The following is an 18,027-nucleotide window of genomic DNA, read 5'->3' on the forward strand; positions in this document are numbered from 1 at the left end:
CTATAATTTTAATAATTTTATCCAAGAGGGTAAAACTAATGAAAAGTTTTCATGGCAAAACAATAGTTCTACGTCCGGTAGAAATTAGTGATTACGAGTTTATACATAGCCTACGCGTTGCGCCTAAGAGTACGAAATTTCTGAGTATTGTCGATGATGACCCCTTGCAACAAAAACGTTGGTTAGAGCAATATAAAAAGCGTGAGGATGCAGGGGAAGAGTGTTATTTTCTCATTCAACGCGTCGATAATGCTCAGTCAGTGGGTTCTTTACGCGCTTATAATATTGATAATGAGAAGAAAACCGCACAGTGCGGCAGTTGGATTCTTAATGAGAATAAAACGATGACATCGGCAGTAGAAAGTATTTTATTACTCTGTGAAGCCATGGATGAATTAGGGATGAAAAAAGTGATTGTCGATGCACGTAAAGATCATGCAATGGCCCTTCGCTTTATAAAGAAAATATCCCAACGTTTTCATAGCGAAGATGCCACCAACTTTTATTACGAAATAGACATGCCGGTAATAATGACCGAGTTTTATAAAGATAATCATCATTATATTGAAAGGGATATCGCTCAGGCATGATTAATCCTTTCTTTTCGGCAGGCGTATTGCACTGATGATAATTAAACTGTGCAGTACGCTTAAAAGGATGAACGCGGAGAGATAGGGACGTGAAGATGGGGTAATGTGCGTCTGAAGGTCGATCTGCCACTGAAGAAATAGTGCGCAAAGTGTTGTCAATGTGGGTCCGCCTATTCGTTGTGAAATATTGAGCGTCGTGGTGGCCATCGGCAAGACGTTGCTTTCTACTGACCTATAGGCTGCCGCCATAGAGGGAATCCCCGTGGCGCTGAGCCCTGCACCGCGAATGAACAGCGAACATGCCAGCACCGGCACAGGAATTCCTTCTGCCGCCATCAGGATAAAAGGCAGGCATCCCAGCAGCGAGAGCAGTGCTCCTCCTGCCGACACGTAGCGAGTTCCAAAACGCTGTGTCAGCATCCCCATTAGCGGATTGGCGCACATCATCCCCAATCCCTGTGGCAACATCATCCACCCCATTTCGGTAGGTGAAAAACCGCCTAGACGCATTAGAAAGAGCGGAATAAGCATTTGTCCCGAGAATATCACGCCGTTGGTTAGAAACTGTGTGATAGCGGCTACTGAGAAGGTTTTATTGCGGAATAACGCGATGTCTATCAGCGCACGCTGCCGTTTTTTACGGGCATTAAACACAAATGCGGCTATCAGAAGCAGGGAAACGCTGAGGATTATCTGCCCTGAGGGCGTTGAAATTTGTCCGGCGGCGTAGAGAAACATCACCAATCCCGGTGAAAGCAGGGCAAGCCCGAGCCAGTCGAGCGGGCTTTTGATGGTCTCTTGAGGAGCGTTCGGCAGAAAGCGAAACGCTAACGCAATGGCGACGATCCCAATCGGGATATTGATCAGAAATAGCCAGCGCCACGAGGCGAAGTGCAAAATGCTCCCGGCAACGACGGGGCCAAATACCGGTGCCAGCAGCACGGGCACGGAAATATATCCGACCACCCGCGCCAAATTTTTGCCTGCGGCTCGCGCTATCACTGTTTGTGCCATGGGCGCGAGCAGGCCGCCACTCATGCCTTGTAAAATACGAAAGCCGATCAGCGAATTTGCCGACCAGGCCAGCCCACAGAGCGCCGAGGTGAGGGTGAAGGCCATAAAACAGGCGATATACACTGACTTAGTCCCTAAACGACTCACCAGCCAGCCGTTGAGAGGCAACGCCAGCGTCAGCGCCAGGAGATAGCCACTGATGACCCATTGAATCGTCGCCAGCGAAGCGTGCAGGTCGTGCGAAAGGCTGTCTAGCGAGACGTTGACCAGGGTAGAGTCGAGCTGAGACATAAAAGAGCCAAGCATCGTGACGCAGGCAATTTTCCACAGTGTGGCACTGACTTCTCCCGTTTCGGTAACGTATTCTGATTCATCGGTCTGTGGCTCAGGATTTGGCATGTTACCCCCTGAAGCAACTATAGCATTGAACGCTCAAGGGGCCGGTAAAGCTGCGCCTTTAAAAATCGGTTTTTGTTACGCTGAAGGCCAATATCAGGCAGGTGAGGGTACTCAGCGTAAACAGCAGATGCGACGCCAGCAACAGACCGCCAGAATCGATTACCTTACCCAGTAGAATCGGCACCCAATTGCCGACGTAAGCAATCACATAAAACAGCGAGATTAAACGGGCATGGCTGGCCTTGGGGGAAATCCTGTTCAGCAGCGTCGCGCTGCCGACAAAAATAGCGCCATAGGCATAACCTCCAATAACGATGCCAACTGCCGCCAGCGCGAGGGAGTGCCAGGCAATGGCGGCGGAAAAAATAATCACCGACAACGCCTGCATCAGACAGCCAACAATCAGCGAGTGACGGGCGTTAATGCCGCGACTGAGGATCTGGCTTATGCCAGCGATACTCAGATAGGCTGCTATCACATAGCCAAATACGCCGCGGTTATGCAGTCCCAGCAGCCTCTCTGCAACATTGGGCCCGAGGGACAGCATGCTGGCGGCGACGCCCCAGCAGGTGAATAGCGCGAGGGCACACAAGACGAATTTTGCTCCCGTCGCCTTGAGGCCTGACTTCAGGCTGGTATCCCCACCGTGCAGCGGTTCGGAAGAGAGGGGAGTCAAAGAAACTTTCTCGCTCAACGGCCAGTTCAACGAGACCCCCGCCATGGCAATGGCCACCAGACCCATGATTATCATGAACGGTAACGTAGTGGGATGAAATCCCGTTTGCAGGGCGATGCCACTGAAAATAGGACCGAGCGCAAGACCCGTAGTAAAAGAGACGGTGGCAATTAATGCGGCTATTTTGCCAGAATCTTGGGGGCCGAAGCGCAGCAGGGCAATATTAGCCGCCCCGGTTAATGCCCCGGTCCCTACGCCTGCCAGCAAACGGGCAAAAAACAGCAGCCAAAAGGTATCGGCCAGCGAAAACAGCAGCGCACCGCAGAACACAATCAGCAGGGCAGGCAGAATGACGCGCCGCAGATCGGTAATGCGTCCGGCCACATTGCCGATACCCAGCAGCGAGATAAGAACGCCCCCGGCGTAAGCGCCATAGATTATCGTCAGGCTGATCGCTTTCAGACCTAAATGTTGTTGATAGAGGGGATAAAGCGGCGTCGGTGCGCTGCTGTTGAGCAGTGCAGCCATCAGTGCCATCGAAAGAAACAGTAAAATGGCAAAATGTGATTTACCGGCAGACGGCCGGGAGGTGAGCTGTTCAACGTTAAGACTTGATGACATGCGGTACTCCTGAGAACCCAATGGATGACCCGGCAATCGCCCGCCATACGTGTCGATGTATGGCGGGCGGATTCAGGGGATGCGCGCATCATAGCCTTGAGTAAAAAGAGAAAAAATCGACAAGAATGCATCACGGTGATTCAATATTGCATGCTTAACATAAACCCTCTTGGGAAACGGAAATTTCAACATGAATTGGGATGATGCGCGTTTTTTCCTTGCGCTAGCGCGTTGTGGGACGTTACGTAAGGCTGCCGGTGAACTGAATGTCGATCAGGCGACCGTAGGCCGCAGAATAACGGCGCTTGAGGACAGCTTAGGTTCCAAGCTTTTTGTTCGCACGCCTAAGGCCTTTTCACTCAGCGCGCTCGGCGAAGCGCTGCTGACCCACGTTATCGAGATGGAAAACGCCGTCAGCGCGATAAACCGCAAGGCTATCCATGGTGACGAGAGTCCGTCCGGCAACGTGGTGATTACCACCACCGATACGTTGGCGGAGGCCTTTGTGATCCCAGCGATTAAAATGCTGCGTCAACAGTATCCGGAAATCACCGTTTCGCTGCTGACGGCGGTCAACGTCTATGATATATCCTATCGCAATGCCGATCTGGCTATCCGCGGCGTTCGTCCTGAAGAGGATACGCTGGTGGTCAAGCGGCTCGCTACGATTGAAATGGGGCTTTATGCCACTCAAGACTATCTCGACAGAAAAGGGATGCCGGTAAAAGGCACACAGCTACAGGGGCACGATCTGCTGATGTTTCCGCGCGATGCTGTACCTCGGCACTGGGCTAATTTTTGCGGAGAGAGTCTCACCAGTCCCAACGTCGTCATGCAGTCAAACTCACAGCTATTGCTGCGTTCGGCCACACTTCAGGGATTGGGGATTGGCCTGCTGTCTTCGTTTCTGGCCGACAAGAGTCCGCAGCTTATTCGTCTTTTTCCCGAGAGCAAGGACTGGGTCGATATCTGGCTGGTGCTGCATCCTGATTTACAGCGCGCGGCCAAAGTCAGGGCGGTGATTCACGTGTTGGAGCAGGTGTTTGAAGGGGTCAACCGACAAGAGCTTCTTCCCTGAGGCTACCTGTCGATTGTCGCAACGCGGTTGTATGACTTAGTCCTCTGACTCAGGCCAAAACCAGCCCGAGAACGGCACCGACTGCCAGCACCCACAGGGGATGGATTTTCTTGTTCATGGCTAAAGCGGTGCAGAGCAGGATGACGCCGCCAAGCGCAACGCTGGTGGCCGACGCCTCGGCAATCAACAGTCCGCTGGAAACCACCAGTCCGACGGTCACCGGCACGAGTCCGCTTTGTACGATTTGACGCCACGGCCTGTCTTTGTAACGCCTCCAGCCGCGCATCACCAACAGGGTGATGATTGACGACGGCCCAAATTTAGCGAGCGATGACACCAGCAGACCCGCCCATCCGGCAACCTGCCATCCGACCAGCGGCACAATCATCATGTTCGGGCCGGGAGCGGCCTGTGCAAGGGCGAACAGGGCGCTAAATTCCTGCGCGCTCATCCAGTGGTGGTTCTGCACCACCTCGCGCTGCATCTCGGGTAAAATGGTGTTTCCACCGCCGAAAGCCATCACCGACAGCTGGGTAAACAGCAGCGCCAGCGTGATTAATACGCCGATCATTTCTGGCTTCTCCAGTAAAGCAGGATGCTAACCGGTGCCAGCACCAGCATCACAAGCAGCATCGGCAGGCGTAAACCGGCAATAGCGAGAATACCGACGGCAACAATAGCCAGCGAGAGCCATTTTCCCTTCAGCGGCAGCAGCATCTTGATGCCGGTCGAAAGCAGCAGTCCGGCCGCACCCGCCGCGAGCCCGGCAAACAGGTGCTCGACCACCGGGTCATTCTGATAGCGGGCATAAACCAGACCCAGGCCAACCACAATGGCCGTCGGCGCGCAGATAAGGCCCAAAATTGCCGCCAGCGCCCCGCGCAGTCCGCGAAACTCGTTGCCTAACGCTACCGACAGGTTGATGATGTTGCCCCCCGGCAAAAACTGGCACAGGCCGAGCAACTCGGTAAATTCATTGCCGTCAAGCCAGCGTTTCTTCTCGACAATCATCCTGCGCGCCATCGGCAAAACACCGCCGAAGCCGGTGAGTCCTAAAATAAAGAAGCCCATAAAGAGGTCACGGCAGCTGGGCGCAGACGCGTGGTAGTCGATAACCTGTTCGGTACTGGCATTGTTATTCACGGGTGCAGGCATCAAAGGGCTCGGTAATAATAAAAGAGTTAATTGAGGTATGGTTTTTAAGTATGATGCCAGTTGAGATATCAATGTGTCTAATGCATTTGAAGACTATAAAGGATACCTAAAAGGTATGGCGGCGATTGACTTAAAACGTCTACGGGCATTTGTCACCGTGGTGGAAGAGGGCAATATCACTCGCGCGGCGCAGCGTCTGTTTATCCAGCAGCCTCCCCTCACAAGGCTTTTGCAGAGCCTGGAGGAGGAGTTCGGGGTGAAGCTGTTGGCGCGCTATCCTCGCGGTGTTGAACCGACCGAGATAGGTCGAGTGCTGTTTCAGGAGGCCAAGGCGCTGCTGGAACGCGCCGAAAATCTCAGCGCGACGATGCAGCGAGCCACCGAAGGTAAGCAGGGTAATATTCGGATCGGTTTTACCAGCTCGGCTGCGCTGCATGCCTTCGTGCCGACCGTGCTGCGGCGCTATCGCGAGGTTTATCCGCAGGTGACTGCGCAGCTTGAGGAGTCGGGGAGTACCGAGCTGTTACAGGCGCTGGTTAACCGTACGCTCGATGTGGCGTTCGTGCGCACGCCGGTGCTGGGCATGCCGGAGCTGAAAATTGAACGTATCTTGCAGGAACCGATGATGGTGGCGCTGCCGGTTGGGCATCCGCTGGCACAGATTGGCGATGGCGCGGTCGAGCTTAAGACGCTTATTAACGAAGGCTTCATTCTGTACCGACGTCCGGCCGGACAGGGATTGTATGACGCGATTCTTGCCGCCTGTTATCGCGCGGGATTCAGCCCTCGCATTGTTCAGGAGGCGCCGCGACTGACCTCCTGTCTGAGTCTGGTGGGGGCGGGATTGGGGGTGTCGATCGTGCCTGCTTGTATGGTGCGACTCGGGGGTGAGGGCGTGGTCTACCTGCCACTTTCCGACGAGGCCAAACTGCATGCGCCGCTGTTTTTGGCGCAGCGCAAGGAGTCTTCGGCGATGATTGCGACATTCTGCGCGCTGGTTAAAAGCCAGCTTGATGAGATGAGTTAGGAGCGTTTATATTGCCGCGTCGTCGTTTCGTCGATGTCGGGCGGTGGATTCCAGCGTGATATTGTCGTTTTCAACCGCGTGCAGCAGCGAGTCCAGCAGGCCAGGGAATCGCGCATCTAAATCTTCTCTGCGCAACGACAGCAGATTGGCACGACCGTCAGGGCGCTGCCAGATAACCCCACTCTCACGTAGCACCCGCCAATGGTGAGTCAGCGTCGATTTCGATAACCCCTGTAGCAGCATGCCGCAGGGATATTCACCCCCGTCTGCCAGCTTTTGTATCACCGCAAGACGTAATGGATTGCCTAACGCAGTCAGGACATTTTCGAGGCGGATCTGCTCGCGTTCAGGGTGGTTGGCAATCATATCTTTCCTGTTCGATACTCATAGGGTCGGCGTAAAAGCCCGGATGGCACGAGGCTTTGCAAGGCGCGGATCATAGCCCACAGCCGCTTGCCGATGCAATGTTCCTGCCAAAGAGCAGGACGATAGCACTGATAGTAAACAACGATTGTTCGTATATACTCGTACAATTGTAGTATGCTTTCGCGGTACAGCAATCTATCAACGCCGACGGGAAATGGTTCCCGCCTGATTCATTAGCCATCCTCTACTAAGGACATTATATGGCTCGCAAAACTCCTATCGAGCGCTACCGTAACATCGGTATCTCGGCACACATCGACGCCGGTAAAACGACCACCACCGAGCGCATCCTGTTCTACACCGGCATGAACCATAAATTAGGTGAAGTGCACGACGGTGGAGCGACAACGGACTGGATGGAGCAGGAGCAAGAGCGTGGCATCACCATTACCTCGGCGGCGGTAACCTGTTTCTGGCGGGGGATGGACCACACGTTTGACGAGCATCGTATTAATATTATCGATACGCCCGGGCACGTCGATTTTACTATCGAAGTTGAACGCTCGATGCGCGTTCTCGACGGGGCGGTGATGGTCTATGACTCCGTCGGTGGCGTGCAGCCGCAGTCTGAAACGGTGTGGCGTCAGGCCAATAAATATAAGGTTCCGCGTCTGGCGTTCGTCAACAAGATGGACCGCCCCGGCGCTGACTTCTTCCGAGTGCGTCAGATGATGATTGACAGGCTGAAGGCGAACCCGGTGCCGATTGTTATTCCAATCGGCAGCGAAGAGCACTTCACCGGCGTGGTTGACCTGCGCAAGATGCGCGCGATCCTTTGGGATGACGCGACGCAGGGGATGACGTTCAGCTATGCCCCGATTCCCGCCGAGTTGCAGGCGAGCGCCGAGACATGGCGTGAGAAAATGGTTGAGGCCGCGGCAGAAGCCAGCGACGAGCTGATGACCCAATATCTTGAGCAGGGCGAGCTGAGCGAAGACCAAATCACCTTCGGGCTGCGCCAGCGTACGATTGCCGGTGAAATTCAGCCGATGCTCTGCGGCAGTGCGTTCAAGAACAAGGGCGTACAGCGCATGCTCGACGCCGTCGTGGAGCTGATGCCTTCGCCGCTGGATATTCCTGCGGTAATCGGCACCGACGAAGACGGCAACGAGGTGCATCGTCACGCGGACGACGGCGAGAAGTTTTCCGCGCTGGCGTTCAAGCTGATGACCGACCCCTACGTCGGCCAACTGACCTTTGTGCGCGTCTATTCTGGCGTGCTGTCGAAGGGTGACAGTGTCTATAACCCGATTCGCGGCAGGAAAGAGCGTATCGGGCGTATCGTGCAGATGCATGCCAACGTGCGTCACGAGGTGGACGAAATCCGTGCGGGTGATATTGCCGCCTGCGTAGGGTTAAAAGAGGTGACGACCGGGGAAACTTTGTGCGATCCGAGTGAGATTATCACGCTGGTGCGCATGGAGTTCCCGGAGCCGGTGATTTCGCAGGCCATTGAACCCAAAACCAAGGCCGATCAGGAGAAGATGGGCATCGCGTTACAGCGCCTGGCATCAGAGGATCCGTCGTTCCGTATTCGCACCGATGAGGAGTCTGGGCAGACGATTATTTCCGGGATGGGCGAGCTGCATCTGGAGATTATCGTCGATCGCATGAAGCGCGAATTTGGCGTTGAAGCGAATATCGGCAAGCCGCAGGTGACGTATCGTGAGACCGTGCGTAAGAAAGCCGAAGACGTCGAAGGGAAGTTTGTGCGTCAGTCGGGCGGTAAAGGCCAGTATGGCCACGTCGTTTTCACGCTTGAGCCGCAGGAGTCGGGCAAAGGTTTTTCCTTTATCGATGCGACGAAGGGCGGCGTTGTCCCGCGTGAATTTATTCCTGCGGTGGAGAAAGGCGTGGTTGAGGCGCTCAACACGGGTATTTTGGCCGGTTATCCGGTGGTGGATGTCAAAGTGACGCTGACCTTTGGGTCGTATCACGAGGTGGACTCATCGGAAATGGCGTTCAAGATGGCGGCTATCTTTGGGTTCAAAGAGGCGGCACGGTTAGCGAGTCCGGTTATCCTTGAGCCGATTATGCGAGTCGAAGTGGAAACACCGGAAGACTACGCGGGGAGTGTGATGGGTGACCTGTCTTCGCGGCGCGGGACGGTGCAGGGCATGGAGGAAATTCTGGGCGGCGGGGGCAAGCTGATTAAGGCCGAAGTCCCGCTGTCGGAGATGTTTGGTTACTCGACGGTGCTGCGGTCAATGTCTCAAGGGCGCGCGACTTACAGCATGGAGTTCCACCACTATGCTGAAGCGCCGCGTAACGTCGCCGATGAGATTATCTCGTCGCGTTCCAGGTGATTGAAAGTAATATAAAAAGCCAGCCTGAAAGGGCTGGCTTTTTAATAAAGGAGGCTCAGGAGTACTGTTTGCCAATCCAACCAGTGGGAGCGAACTCCCCCCTGGTTTGCCCTATCTTAGGGGTTCACAGGCCATGAAAGCCGCAATCTCTGTATTTCCTCGTTTGATATGTAACTCGCATACCTCACCGCCCGTTATTATAAAGTCAAAGGTTTAATATTTTTAATGGTAGGGGCTTCAAGGTACCTCTTGTATAGGAAATCATCATTCTCTATATTGAGCCGATGAATGAAAATAAAATTTCCTCTCAAAAAAATATCATTTCAAGACAGCGCGGCAGACCGCGAGAATTTGACATGGATCAGGCATTGGACAAGGCGATAAAAGTCTTTTCCGAACGCGGATTTCACGCCAGTTCAATCAGCGATTTAACCCAGGCAATGGAGCTGGCCTCCGGTAGCGTTTATAAGGCGTTTAAGGACAAGCGCGCGATCTTTATTGCCGCCTTCGATCGTTATAAAAGCGTGCGCAATGCCCAGCTAGACGCCAACATCTCGCAGGGGATAACCGGGCGAGAGCAACTGGAACATGCGCTGCGTTTTTACGCCAATTCGGCGCAGGGTGAACAGGGAATTCTCGGGTGCCTGGTCGTCAGCGGCACCACGGAGCTGTTAACGTTTGACGACGAGATTGCCCTCAAGCTGAAGCTCAGCCTCGCCGCGAGTGAAAATATGCTCAAGGCGCTGATTCTCCGGGGCAAAGAGGACGGTTCGATAGCCTCGACGGTTAATGAAGAAATTGTCGGCACGGCCATTCTCTGTATGACGCAGGGAATGAGGGTGGTAGGCAAAACAGGCCGCAGCAGCCAAGAGATGCAGTCAGTGGTTGATGCCGCACTTAAGATGCTTGGCTGAGAGGCGGCTATAAAACCCTCCTTGCTTGCTGCATTCCTTACGCAGGAAGCGGGGAGTTTTAGCTCTGCTGATAAATTTCCGGCCGGTTTATCTGCCAGACAAAGTTATCGGTATTGGCCGGCATATAGCCCACCTTTTCATACAACCCGGCGGCCGTTGAGGTCACCAGCATAATGCGTCGCAGTTGCGTTAAGGTCGGGTGTTCAAGACAATAATTCATCATCCAGCGCGCGAGCCCCTGTCCCTGATGGTGCTCGATAATAAACACGTCGCAGAGATAACCAAAGGTGGCGAAGTCAGTCACCCGCCGTGTAAATCCGATCTGCTCACTGCCTTTATAGAGCCCAAAACACAGACTGTTGTCGATGGCTGCGTCAAGCCGTTCCCGGCTGATGCCTTTGGCCCACGTCGAACGGCTCAGGAAAGCGTGAATGAATGTCCTGTCGAGGGGAGATTTATCGGTTGTTATGACGTATTCACCGCGACGCCATGCGGCTTGATCTTTTTTCATCCGTCTCCGCCTAAAGATTATCCCAAAAAAAAGACCTTACAGAAGGCGTAAATCATTAGCGAGCCTTTGATATGCCTTTTCGACGGCGGCGATGTGCGCACTCTGTGAACTGGTATGCATCAATGCCAGCTCAGGGACGTCCACGACAAACGACGTACATAGCGGGTAATCCCGCACGCGGAACTCCGGTAAGATCGAGGTAAAAAACGCAGTCGTGGGGATCTCAAAGCCTGCTGCGGCATGCACTGCCGCCGAATCGCAGGTCATTAATGCGGCTGCATGTTTAATCCAGCTTAAAAAATGAACAGTTTTGGTTGAGAATCTGCTAATATTCACGTAACGAGGATGAACGACATCCGCAAACCCGAGTATCGGGAGTGCATATTTCTGCCACAGCTGCTCAACCATGCCGACGTGCAGGTTCGCGGGAATGCTGCGAATAGGCGTGCTCGCAGTCGGGCAAAACAGCACATAACCGCCGCTGTGCCAGGGTGAAGCGATCGCGGGCAACTCGAGCTGTTGCAGCCAGTGGTTACGCTTAAGTAACGGCGATACCGCGTCAGGAGCGACACCCAACGCCTGAAGGAAGAAGTCAATCATCGGCAAGGTCGAGAAATCGGGCCAAAAAACATGATTGCCAATATCGATGCGTAGATCCTGCTCGGGGATTGCCTTTAGTGAAACGGGAAGGGGCCGGCAGTGTGCGACCTTGCCTTCGGCTAAAGCATAGAGTTGCTCGACGTAATCGGGTGCCTTCGAGGGCCGATAAATTTTAACCTCGAGCGCAGGATTGAACGTTCGTAAGGCTTGAATCGCGGTGAGTCCAATGATGGAGTCGCCAAGAGCGACACCCATGCCATTGATGATGTGCAGAGTTTTTATCGTTGAATAGTCTGTTTCAATAGGCTGAGACGAGGCATTGGCTACGCCAATTTCTGGCGTCAAGGCAAAGTAGTCGCCGAGAATTTGGTCATCCTGCTCAAAATCGTAGGATGCGTGGATTAATCCATTGGCGTCGAGAAGACTGCCGCGATGGAAAAGAATGTCGTCGGGGCTGAGTTTCATAGCTATCCGTTGATTCACATTGCTTTAAAGTCGGTACTGGCCGCTTTTTTTACCTGTTATCGGCCCCTGAAAGGTCGGTTTTTTCCGCCAAAAGGGGTTTTTTCGTGCCTTATTAAACGCCACTCGGCAGGTTATCTGTGGCATGATCGGGCAATAAATCAACAACATATTGATTCATATAGAAAAGGATAAACAAATCTACACAAAATAAATTATTGAGAAGATACCCCAAAAGCCCTATATTGGCCGCGATTTTTCACAGCGGTTAATTTTTCAATTCAATTTATTCAACTGCGGCGTTCCTGATAACCCGAGTTGTAGGAGAGATATGATGACGGATGAAGTCCGTATTGATACTTTAGGTGCAAATTCATTAAATGGAAACAATGAAACCTATTTGGCGAGACAAGCTGAATTTGAATCGAATGTTAGGAGTTATCCTCGCAAGCTGCCTTTGGCTATCGCCAAAGCGTTAGGCGTGTGGATCACCGACGTTGAGAATAATCAATATCTTGACTGCCTGGCTGGAGCGGGAACGTTGGCTCTGGGTCATAATCACCCTGACATACTGCAAAGCATCCAAAATGTCATTACTAGCGGCTTGCCGTTACATACGCTTGACTTGACGACGCCGTTGAAAGACAAGTTCTCGGCTTACCTGCTGTCTTTACTGCCTGGACAGGGTAAAGAGTACTGCCTGCAGTTCACCGGTCCATCCGGTGCTGATGCCGTTGAAGCTGCGCTGAAACTGGCTAAAAAGCATACTGGCCGTACTGGCGTGATTAGCTTCTCCGGTGGCTACCACGGTATGACCCATGGCGCACTGGCGGTAACAGGTAACCTGTCTCCGAAAGAAGCCGTCAATGGCATGATGCCAGAAGTGCAGTTTATGCCTTACCCACACCAGTACCGCTGCCCGCTGGGTATTGGCGGTGAAGCTGGCGTTAAGGCACTGACCTATTACTTCGAAAACCTGATCAACGACGTGGAAAGCGGTGTTCGTAAACCTGCGGCCGTGATCCTGGAAGCCGTTCAGGGCGAGGGCGGTGTTAACCCTGCTCCTGTCGAATGGCTGCAGCGCATCCGTAAAGTGACTCGCGAACACGGCATTCTGCTGATCATCGACGAAGTTCAGGCTGGCTTCTGCCGTACCGGTAAGCTGTTTGCCTTTGAACACGCAGGTATTGAGCCTGACATCATCGTTATGTCTAAAGCCGTGGGTGGCGGTCTGCCGCTGGCCGTTCTCGGTATCAAGAAAGAGTTCGATGCCTGGGAACCGGGTCACCACACCGGAACCTTCCGGGGTAACCAGCTTGCTATGGCAACCGGCCTGACCACGCTGAAGTACATGAAAGAAAATAATCTGGCCGATAAAGTGGCTGCGCAGGGCGAATGGCTGAAAGGCCAGCTGGCCGAGCTGCAGAAACGTTATCCGGTTATCGGCAACATTCGCGGCCTGGGTCTGATGATCGGTATGGAAATCGTCAAGCCTAACGAAGCGCCGGATCACATGGGTAGCTACCCGGCCGATCCACAGCTGTCCGCACTGTTGCAGAAAAAATGTTTCGAAGCTGGGCTGATCCTTGAGCGTGGCGGTCGTGGCGGTTGCGTACTGCGCCTGCTGCCATCCCTGCTTATCAGCAATGAAGAACTGGGTATTTTCCTGGATAAATTCGAACAGGCTTTGTTGGCCGCTGGCATCAAACCTGTCTGAGTGGAGTGATTTACCCTAATGTCCAAGTTAAACCCGATTCTGGCAGCTTCTGCGCAAAGTACTGAAGCCTACCAGCAGGCGATTGCCCAGAGTAGCGCGGCGGTTGTGCAGTGGCTGCAACAACCCGAGATGTATCAGGGTAAAACCGTTGCTGAGCTGCGTGAACGCATTACCCTGGATTTCAATCCACAGGGTCTGGGCAACCAGGCGGCGATTGAACGTGCGATTGAGTTCTTCCTGAAAGACAGCCTGTCGGTGCATCACCCTCAGTGCGTCGCACATTTACATTGCCCAAGCCTGGTGGTAAGCCAGGCTGCGGAAGTGCTGATCAACGCCACTAACCAGAGTATGGACTCGTGGGACCAGAGCCCATCAGCAACCATCATTGAGATTAAGCTTATTGAATGGCTGCGTTCTCAGGTAGGTTATCAGGCTGGCGACGCAGGTGTGTTCACCAGCGGCGGCACCCAAAGTAACCTGATGGGTCTGATGCTGGCCCGTGACGCTTTCTTTGCGCGTCAGGGGCACTCGGTACAGCAGGACGGTCTGACCGGTGACCTGAAGAAGATCAAAGTCTTCTGTTCTGAAAATGCACACTTCTCTGTGCAGAAGAACATGGCATTGATGGGGCTGGGTTACCAGTCGGTGACTCTGGTGAAAACCGACCGCTTTGCGCGTATGGATCTCAACGATCTGCGTGAGAAAGTGGAACTGGCGAAAGCCAACGGCGAGCAGATTCTGGCTATCGTTGCCACGGCGGGTACTACCGATGCGGGCGCGATTGACCCACTGCGTGATATCGCTGCGCTGGCGGCAGAACACAACATCTGGGTGCACGTTGATGCGGCCTGGGGTGGTGCACTGCTGCTTTCTGAGAAATATCGCGACTATCTGGACGGCATTGAGCTGGTGGATTCCATTACTCTGGACTTCCACAAGCAGTTCTTCCAGACCATCAGCTGCGGTGCCTTCTTGCTCAAAGAAGCGCGCCACTATGAGCTGATGCGCTACCAGGCGGCTTACCTGAACTCCGAGTTTGATGAAGCTCAGGGCGTGCCAAACCTGGTATCCAAATCGCTGCAGACTACCCGTCGTTTCGATGCATTGAAACTGTGGATGGGTCTGGAAGCATTGGGTCAGAAGCAATACGCAGAGATTATCGACCATGGCGTGACCTTGGCTCAGCAGGTTGCACAGTATGTGACCGAGCAGCCAGCGCTGGAGCTGGTGATGGAGCCTCAGCTGGCAAGCGTACTGTTCCGCTTCCGTCCTGAGCATCTGGCAGCAAGCAGCGATGCAGATATTGCGTTGCTTAACCAGAAGATTGGCGATGCGTTGCTGGATTCTGGCCGCGCTAACGTGGGCGTCACTGAATCTGACGGCATCACCTGCCTGAAAATGACGTTGCTGAACCCAACCGTTACGCTGGAAGACATCAAAGTCCTGCTGGCGCTGGTTGAAAGCACCGCGCAGAAACTGCTGACGGCGTAATACGTCTCTACAGCGGTTAAACGCTCTGAAAAGCCGATAACATCTCGATGTTATCGGCTTTTTTATTGCCTGAAATTCCCCCCACTTTATCTACACTCAATATTGCCATCTCTCATTTATGCATATACTATACCCCCCTATAGTATAAAGGATCCGATGAATGCCAAATTCAGCAGAAGATAAAAAGAAGGTCTTAGCCCGTATCCGACGCATTGGCGGACAGGTTGAGGCGCTGGAACGCGCGCTGGGCAGCGATGTTCCCTGCGTTGCCATGCTCCAGCAGATAGCCGCCATTCGCGGTGCCGCAAATGGCCTGATGGCCGAGATGATGGAAATTCATCTTAAAGACACGTTGTTGGCGGGTGAACCTTCCCTCAACGAACGAACTCAGTGTACCGATGAAATCTCTGGCTTCATCCGGTCTTATTTGAAATAGCCTTCTGCGCCGACCGGCGACAAGGCCACCTGTTTATCTACCGATAGGAAGCATTATGAAATCACGTGCAGCCGTAGCATTTGGGCCTGGCAAACCGCTTGAAATCGTCGAAATCGACGTCGCTCCACCGAAAAAAGGCGAAGTGCTGGTAAAAATCACCCATACCGGCGTTTGCCACACTGACGCATTTACCCTGTCAGGCGACGATCCTGAAGGTGTTTTCCCGGCGGTTCTGGGCCACGAGGGCGGCGGTATTGTCGTAGAAGTCGGCGAAGGCGTAACGACGCTGAAGGCGGGCGACCACGTCATTCCTCTCTATACCGCCGAGTGCGGCGAGTGCAAGTTCTGTAAATCGGGTAAAACCAACCTGTGCCAGGCCGTGCGTGCGACGCAGGGTAAAGGGCTGATGCCAGACGGCACCACTCGTTTCTCCTACAACGGTGAGCCTATCTATCACTACATGGGCACCAGCACCTTTAGCGAATACACCGTGGTGGCGGAGATTTCGCTTGCCAAGGTCAATCCTGAAGCGCCGCTGGAAAAAGTGTGCCTGCTGGGCTGTGGCGTGACCACCGGTATCGGTGCGGTACATAACACTGCAAAGGTGAAAGAGGGCGACAACGTGGCCATTTTTGGCCTCGGCGGTATCGGCCTGGCGGCGATTCAGGGCGCGGTACAGGCTAAAGCCGGTCGCATCATTGCCATCGACACCAACCCGAGCAAATTCGAGCTGGCGCGTGAAATGGGCGCAACAGACTGCATCAATCCAAATGATTACGATAAACCGATTCAGGAGGTGATTGTTGAGATGACCGACGGCGGCGTGGAGTTCAGCTTCGAGTGTATCGGCAACGTCAACGTGATGCGTGCCGCACTGGAATGCTGCCACAAGGGCTGGGGGGAGAGCGTGATTATCGGCGTTGCGGGCGCAGGACAGGAGATTCGTACTCGTCCGTTCCAACTGGTGACTGGCCGCGTATGGCGTGGTTCAGCGTTTGGCGGTGTGAAAGGGCGTTCTCAGTTACCGGGGATGGTAGAGGATGCGATGGCGGGTAGAATCAAGCTGGATCCGTTTATCACCCACAAGCTGCCGCTTGAGAGCATCAACGAAGCGTTTGACCTGATGCACGAAGGCAAATCAATTCGTACGGTAATTCATTTCGGCGAGAAGTAACCCTCTACGTCACCCCGCTCTGCGCTGAGAGGCGCAGAGCGGGGCATTATCAGGGTCAAGACAGGGTAGAAACAACCAACCGACTGCGTTTAAGCTCGCGGGAATAGAGCACATAGCGGAGGGTGTGCAGCACTACCAGACTCAGCAGCATACGGAAGTTCCAGGCGATGGCCGCGCCGATAATCCCATAATGATGGGTCATCCACGGCAGATAAATCACGTACAGCGCAAGGTCGACAATCTCACACATCGCGATAATCCACGGCTTTCCACAGGCCTGGATCCACACGAAGGCCGGTTGAACCAGACCGTGCACCAGATACCCCGCCAGAAACATCGAAAAGATGATCCACGAGTGTTCGGCGAATCCTGGATTAATCCACACCGACAGGAACCATTTCGACAGGAAAATTCCGGCTACCGCAGGGATAACCAGTATCGCGAAAATCCCCAGCATGACTTTGTTGAAGTAGGCGTTAGCACTGCGAATATCGGTCGCAATCTTGGTGACCAGCATCGGAAACAGTACGCCACAAACGCTTACCGCGACGATGGCGATACGTGAAACCACATCGTAAGGCGTGGTGTAGTAGGCAAACACCGTGGCCCCGACGATAGACGCAACAAAGAAGCGGTCGATATAGAGCATAATCGGCGCAATGATGTTCCCCACCGACACCCAGCCGCCGTACCTGACCAGTTCGAGTGCGATAGCTTTGGTGGTCGGGACGCTCATCAGCGAGATCGGCGTTACCGTTTTAATTTCGCTGCGCATCATCAGGTAAAAGGCGACGGCCATAATGCAGCGTAAAATGCACAGTGAAAGGGTGATGTAGAACAGACTTGGGGTGAAGAATGAGATGATCATTGGAACCAGATACATCAGGATCGAAAAAGGGGCCTTGCCGATGCTTATCTTCTTGAAGGCGCCAAAGGCTTCCATTACGCCGACAAAAATGGTTTGTGCGATAACAAATGGCAGGCTAAACGCCACAATCTTCATGCTACCGGCGATCTCTTCACGTATCTGCTGATTGGATACGTTAAAGAAATGCTCGGCTATCCAACGGCTCTCGACCCAGAACAGTACCGAAATCACCAATAAAACGCAGGTGATCATTAACCAACCGGTTTTCACCACGGTCAGCATGGCCCGCTCATTTTTCTCATCGAGATATTTTCTCACCGAGTTGGTGACCGAGCGTGTAATACCAAAATCAAAGACGGTCATTGAGCCTATCAGCACAATGATGAGAGTCAGAACCCCAAAACGTTCCAGACCCGTGTGCTTCATGACTACCGGGATCATAACGATCGCAACCAGGACCGGCAGGGCATATCCCAGCAAATTCCAGGATATATTGCGGATAAATCCGCTGCTGAAGATCTTCGAGATGTATTGTTTCATGGTGAACGTTGGCCTGGTAGAC

The 18,027-nt window shown here is 53.5% G+C and carries 18 protein-coding genes; 9 read left to right on the forward strand and 9 right to left on the reverse strand.

The features are described from left to right. Window positions 1–590: GNAT family N-acetyltransferase (locus BS640_RS05685; RefSeq protein WP_338153346.1), on the forward strand; the 590-nt coding region annotated here is incomplete at its 5' end. On the opposite strand, the gene BS640_RS05690 is transcribed toward BS640_RS05685, so the two are convergent. Together BS640_RS05690 and BS640_RS05695 are read right to left on the reverse strand one after the other, a co-directional pair. Next, on the reverse strand, window positions 591–2,003 hold the full coding sequence (locus BS640_RS05690) for a DHA2 family efflux MFS transporter permease subunit (protein ID WP_084912154.1): 1,413 nt from the start codon (window positions 2,001–2,003) through the stop codon (window positions 591–593). A 58-nt stretch (window positions 2,004–2,061) separates the two neighbouring features. Continuing rightward, window positions 2,062–3,300: an MFS transporter gene (locus BS640_RS05695; protein WP_084912155.1), complete on the reverse strand. Its 1,239-nt coding sequence runs from the start codon at window positions 3,298–3,300 to the stop codon at window positions 2,062–2,064. 190 nt (window positions 3,301–3,490) lie between these two features. Here BS640_RS05695 and BS640_RS05700 point away from each other — a divergent pair, with 190 nt between their 5' ends. After that, on the forward strand, window positions 3,491–4,378 hold the full coding sequence (locus BS640_RS05700) for a LysR family transcriptional regulator (RefSeq protein WP_084912156.1): 888 nt from the start codon (window positions 3,491–3,493) through the stop codon (window positions 4,376–4,378). Between the two features lie 49 nt (window positions 4,379–4,427). Here the strand turns inward: BS640_RS05700 and BS640_RS05705 are convergent, their stop codons facing one another. Next, window positions 4,428–4,949, reverse strand: a complete 522-nt coding sequence (locus tag BS640_RS05705) for a chromate transporter (RefSeq protein WP_165429192.1) — start codon at window positions 4,947–4,949, stop codon at window positions 4,428–4,430. Further along, the gene (locus BS640_RS05710) at window positions 4,946–5,533 is read right to left on the reverse strand and encodes a chromate transporter (protein WP_017490076.1); all 588 of its coding nucleotides are present in this window, start codon (window positions 5,531–5,533) and stop codon (window positions 4,946–4,948) included. The genes BS640_RS05705 and BS640_RS05710 overlap by 4 nt, the downstream gene beginning before the upstream one ends. A 115-nt stretch (window positions 5,534–5,648) precedes the next feature. Here BS640_RS05710 and BS640_RS05715 point away from each other — a divergent pair, with 115 nt between their 5' ends. Next, complete coding sequence (locus BS640_RS05715; protein WP_017490075.1) at window positions 5,649–6,560, forward strand: LysR family transcriptional regulator; 912 nt, start codon at window positions 5,649–5,651, stop codon at window positions 6,558–6,560. 6 nt (window positions 6,561–6,566) lie between these two features. On the opposite strand, the gene BS640_RS05720 is transcribed toward BS640_RS05715, so the two are convergent. Next, a complete protein-coding gene (locus tag BS640_RS05720) occupies window positions 6,567–6,926 on the reverse strand; it encodes an ArsR/SmtB family transcription factor (protein WP_017490074.1) in 360 nt (119 codons plus the stop codon). Window positions 6,927–7,186: 260 nt separating this feature from the next. Here BS640_RS05720 and fusA point away from each other — a divergent pair, with 260 nt between their 5' ends. Further along, complete coding sequence (gene fusA, locus BS640_RS05725) at window positions 7,187–9,292, forward strand: elongation factor G (protein ID WP_017490073.1); 2,106 nt, start codon at window positions 7,187–7,189, stop codon at window positions 9,290–9,292. Between the two features lie 111 nt (window positions 9,293–9,403). On the opposite strand, the gene BS640_RS22360 is transcribed toward fusA, so the two are convergent. Then, window positions 9,404–9,493, reverse strand: coding sequence for a Hok/Gef family protein (locus BS640_RS22360; RefSeq protein ID WP_081601379.1), 90 nt, complete (start codon window positions 9,491–9,493; stop codon window positions 9,404–9,406). Between the two features lie 155 nt (window positions 9,494–9,648). Between BS640_RS22360 and BS640_RS05735 the strand changes: the two genes are divergently transcribed. Next, on the forward strand, window positions 9,649–10,206 hold the full coding sequence (locus BS640_RS05735) for a TetR/AcrR family transcriptional regulator (protein ID WP_165429195.1): 558 nt from the start codon (window positions 9,649–9,651) through the stop codon (window positions 10,204–10,206). A gap of 58 nt (window positions 10,207–10,264) precedes the next feature. On the opposite strand, the gene BS640_RS05740 is transcribed toward BS640_RS05735, so the two are convergent. Together BS640_RS05740 and BS640_RS05745 are read right to left on the reverse strand one after the other, a co-directional pair. Then, a complete protein-coding gene (locus tag BS640_RS05740; protein WP_084912158.1) occupies window positions 10,265–10,717 on the reverse strand; it encodes a GNAT family N-acetyltransferase in 453 nt (150 codons plus the stop codon). 36 nt (window positions 10,718–10,753) lie between these two features. Then, a complete protein-coding gene (locus BS640_RS05745; RefSeq protein ID WP_084912159.1) occupies window positions 10,754–11,782 on the reverse strand; it encodes a glycosyltransferase family 9 protein in 1,029 nt (342 codons plus the stop codon). Between the two features lie 328 nt (window positions 11,783–12,110). Between BS640_RS05745 and BS640_RS05750 the strand changes: the two genes are divergently transcribed. The 4 genes from BS640_RS05750 (at window position 12,111) to BS640_RS05765 (ending at window position 16,597) form a co-directional block, all read left to right on the forward strand. Then, window positions 12,111–13,496, forward strand: coding sequence for a diaminobutyrate--2-oxoglutarate transaminase (locus tag BS640_RS05750; RefSeq protein WP_026110281.1), 1,386 nt, complete (start codon window positions 12,111–12,113; stop codon window positions 13,494–13,496). A gap of 18 nt (window positions 13,497–13,514) precedes the next feature. Beyond that, the gene (locus BS640_RS05755) at window positions 13,515–14,987 is read left to right on the forward strand and encodes a pyridoxal phosphate-dependent decarboxylase family protein (protein WP_017490068.1); all 1,473 of its coding nucleotides are present in this window, start codon (window positions 13,515–13,517) and stop codon (window positions 14,985–14,987) included. 160 nt (window positions 14,988–15,147) lie between these two features. Next, on the forward strand, window positions 15,148–15,423 hold the full coding sequence (locus BS640_RS05760) for a metal/formaldehyde-sensitive transcriptional repressor (protein WP_017490067.1): 276 nt from the start codon (window positions 15,148–15,150) through the stop codon (window positions 15,421–15,423). Window positions 15,424–15,478: 55 nt separating this feature from the next. Continuing rightward, window positions 15,479–16,597 (forward strand): S-(hydroxymethyl)glutathione dehydrogenase/class III alcohol dehydrogenase, encoded by a 1,119-nt coding sequence (locus BS640_RS05765; protein ID WP_017490066.1) that lies wholly within the window; start codon window positions 15,479–15,481, stop codon window positions 16,595–16,597. Between the two features lie 55 nt (window positions 16,598–16,652). Here BS640_RS05765 and BS640_RS05770 read toward each other — a convergent pair whose 3' ends face one another. Then, window positions 16,653–18,005: a flippase gene (locus tag BS640_RS05770; protein ID WP_017490065.1), complete on the reverse strand. Its 1,353-nt coding sequence runs from the start codon at window positions 18,003–18,005 to the stop codon at window positions 16,653–16,655. Between the last annotated feature and the right edge of the window lie 22 nt (window positions 18,006–18,027).

Source organism: Rouxiella badensis (assembly GCF_002093665.1).
GTDB classification, from domain to species: Bacteria; Pseudomonadota; Gammaproteobacteria; order Enterobacterales; family Enterobacteriaceae; genus Rouxiella; species Rouxiella badensis.